At 59.8% G+C, this 2,851-nt stretch carries 4 protein-coding genes and 1 pseudogene; all 5 read right to left on the reverse strand.

The features are described 5' to 3' along the window. Positions 1 to 222 (reverse strand): annotated as a pseudogene (locus tag HX846_RS07390) (M18 family aminopeptidase); the annotation flags it as partial. A 106-nt stretch (positions 223 to 328) separates the two neighbouring features. Next, positions 329 to 964 (reverse strand): RluA family pseudouridine synthase, encoded by a 636-nt coding sequence (locus HX846_RS07395; protein WP_008432172.1) that lies wholly within the window; start codon positions 962 to 964, stop codon positions 329 to 331. 96 nt (positions 965 to 1,060) lie between these two features. Next, a complete protein-coding gene (gene minE, locus HX846_RS07400) occupies positions 1,061 to 1,315 on the reverse strand; it encodes a cell division topological specificity factor MinE (RefSeq protein WP_003175252.1) in 255 nt (84 codons plus the stop codon). Between the two features lie 3 nt (positions 1,316 to 1,318). Next, positions 1,319 to 2,131: a septum site-determining protein MinD gene (minD, locus tag HX846_RS07405; RefSeq protein ID WP_003209098.1), complete on the reverse strand. Its 813-nt coding sequence runs from the start codon at positions 2,129 to 2,131 to the stop codon at positions 1,319 to 1,321. 199 nt (positions 2,132 to 2,330) lie between these two features. Next, positions 2,331 to 2,851 (reverse strand): septum site-determining protein MinC (minC, locus tag HX846_RS07410; RefSeq protein ID WP_178965194.1); only part of this gene is annotated, 521 nt, incomplete at its 5' end.

The raw sequence follows: 2,851 nt of genomic DNA on the forward strand, positions 1-2,851 counted from the left end.
GCCTTGCAGGGGCGAGTGGCGGCCGAGCTTGAAGGCGATGATCGAGGAGTCGTTGCGGGTCACGTAGTAGCGCCCGTTGGCCTCGGTGGTCCAGGTCTCGCGCTCGTCAAGACGCTGGAAACCGGCCGCTTCCAGGCGCTGTGCAAGGGCGGCGGTGGCATGGAACGGGGTAGGGGAGGCCTTGAGGAAGTCGATCAGGCCTTGGTTCAACTCTTCGCGCATAAGTAGCTCCAGACAGCAATGGCGCGAGTTTACCGTCCGACGGGATAAGTGCACAGAACAAATGTGGGAGCGGNNCCCGCTCCCACATTTTAATTGCGTTTACAGGTTAAAACGGCGCGGGGCACTCGAAGCGCAGACGCTCGCCGCTCTGGGGATGGGTGAAGCTCAGCATGCTGGCGTGCAGGCACAGACGTGGCCAGGCAGCCAAGGCCTGTTCGTGGGCGTACAAGCCATCGCCCAGCAACGGATGCCCGATGGACAGCATATGCACGCGCAGTTGATGGGAGCGGCCGGTGATCGGCGTCAGCTCAACCCGGCACCAGTCGCCGCAACGCTCCAGGACTTTCCAGAAGGTCAGCGCGTTCTTGCCGAACTCGTGGTCCACCACGTGCCGTGGCTTGGTCGGTGGGTCGTAGCGCAAGGGCAAGTCGATGCTGCCGCTGTCCAGTTCCGGTTGGCCCCAGCACAGTGCGGTGTAGGCCTTTTCGGTTTCCCGGTCATGAAACTGGCGGGACAGTTCACGGTGGGTATCCGCGTCTCGGGCCAGCAGGATGATCCCGGACGTTTCCCAGTCCAGGCGATGGACGATGCGGGCTTCGGGGTAGCCGTTTTCCTGCAGGCGGGTGATCAGGCAGTCCTTGTTGTCGTCGGCGCGACCGGGCACCGAGAGCAGCAGGGTAGGCTTGTTCACCACCAGGACAGCAGCGTCCTGATGAAGGATATGGACATTGGACAACGGCATTAAAACAGCCTCGTAACAAACGCCAACGGCGGCTCGCTCACCCGGCCCCGTGAGGGGAGCCAGGTAACCGAGCCGCCGTGGCGACCGCCTTTTCGATCAACGATCAGGCAGGGTGATATTGAGTTCCAGAATCGAGCAGCTGCCGTCATTTTCCAGGGCGACATGCACGTCATCGTTACCGATGTTGACGTACTTGCGGATCACTTCCACCAGTTCCTTCTGCAGGGCTGGCAGGTAATCCGGGGTGCTGCGTTGGCCGCGTTCGTGCGCCACGATGATCTGTAGACGCTCTTTCGCTACCGACGCGGTACTTGGCTTTTTGTTGGCGCGAAAGAAGTCGAGAAATTTCATTGTTTAGTTGCCTCCAAAGATACGCTCGAAGAATCCCTTCTTCTTAACATCGAGGAAGCGATGTTCCACGGTCTTGCCCAGCAAGCGATCTACCGCATCGCTGTACGCCTGGCCGGCGTCGCTCTGGTCGTCAAGAATCACCGGCACACCTTGGTTGGATGCCTTCAGGACGGCCTGGGATTCCGGGATCACACCCAGCAGGGTCACGGCGAGGATTTCCTTCACGTCTTCAACGCCGAGCATTTCGCCATTGCTGACGCGCTCAGGGTTGTAGCGGGTCAGCAGCAGGTGTTCCTTGATCGGATCTTCACCTTTCTCGGCGCGCTGGGACTTGCTGGCCAGCAGGCCGAGCATGCGGTCCGAGTCACGTACCGAGGAGACTTCAGGGTTGGTCACGACGATGGCTTCGTCGGCGAAGTACATCGCCAGGTGAGCACCGGTCTCGATACCCGCCGGGGAATCGCACACCACGTATTCGAAGGTTTCCTTCAGTTCGGCGAGGACCTTGCCCACGCCTTCCTTGGTCAGCGCGTCTTTGTCGCGGGTCTGGCTGGCGGCCAGTACATACAGGTTCTCAAGGCGCTTGTCCTTGATCAGGGCCTGTTGCAGGTTGGCTTCGCCATTGACGACGTTGACGAAGTCGTAAACCACGCGGCGTTCACAGCCCATGATCAGGTCGAGGTTACGCAAGCCGACGTCGAAGTCGACGATAACTGTCTTGTGGCCGCGCAGAGCGAGGCCGGTACCGATAGCGGCGCTGGTGGTGGTCTTACCCACACCACCCTTGCCGGATGTAACCACGAGAATCTTGGCCAAGGTGTTTCACCCCTAAGGAAAAAGGACTTTTTAGTCCCTGAAAAACATCTCTTGTCACTCGCTGCAGGCGGGCAGCTCTTGTAGGAGAAAGCACGGTTTGCCTGGGCAAACCCCACCTTAAAATTATTCCTACACAAGTTTTGCCGTTTTCGCTGTGCTATCAGAGTCCAGAGATGCTTGGAAAATGCGGCAGTATCCGTTAAAGACGAACGATGTTCAACACATCGCCCGACAGGCTGACTTGTACCCCGGCCCCCCACAGCGGATCGCGGCGCAAATCTTCCGAAACCTTGTACTGGCCTGCGATGGACACTAGCTCAGCGGTCAACTGCTGGCAAAAAATACGGGCCTTGGTGTCACCTTTTATGCCGGCCAGGGCACGACCACGCATGGGGCCGTATACATGGATGTTTCCATCGGCGAGAAGTTCCGCCCCCGGGCTGACCGGGGCGATGACGACAAGGTCGCCACCCTGGGCGTAAATCTGCTGCCCGCCCCGTACGGGAGAGGTGATGATCTTTGTCGGCTTGATCGTCGGCTCCGGCGGTTTCTCCGGTTTTTTCTTCTCTTCGCCGACCAACGGGTCGAGCGGACGCTCGCGGGCACCCGACGGCGGCAGTACTGGCAGTTCAATAGCGATTGCCGCAGCAATGTCTTCGATCCGGCTGGCACGGATCGCCAGGGTGCGCAGGCCATGCTGGCGGCACACGCGCATCAGCC

It is taken from the genome of Pseudomonas sp. K5002 (assembly GCF_013386655.1).
GTDB lineage: Bacteria > Pseudomonadota > Gammaproteobacteria > Pseudomonadales > Pseudomonadaceae > Aquipseudomonas.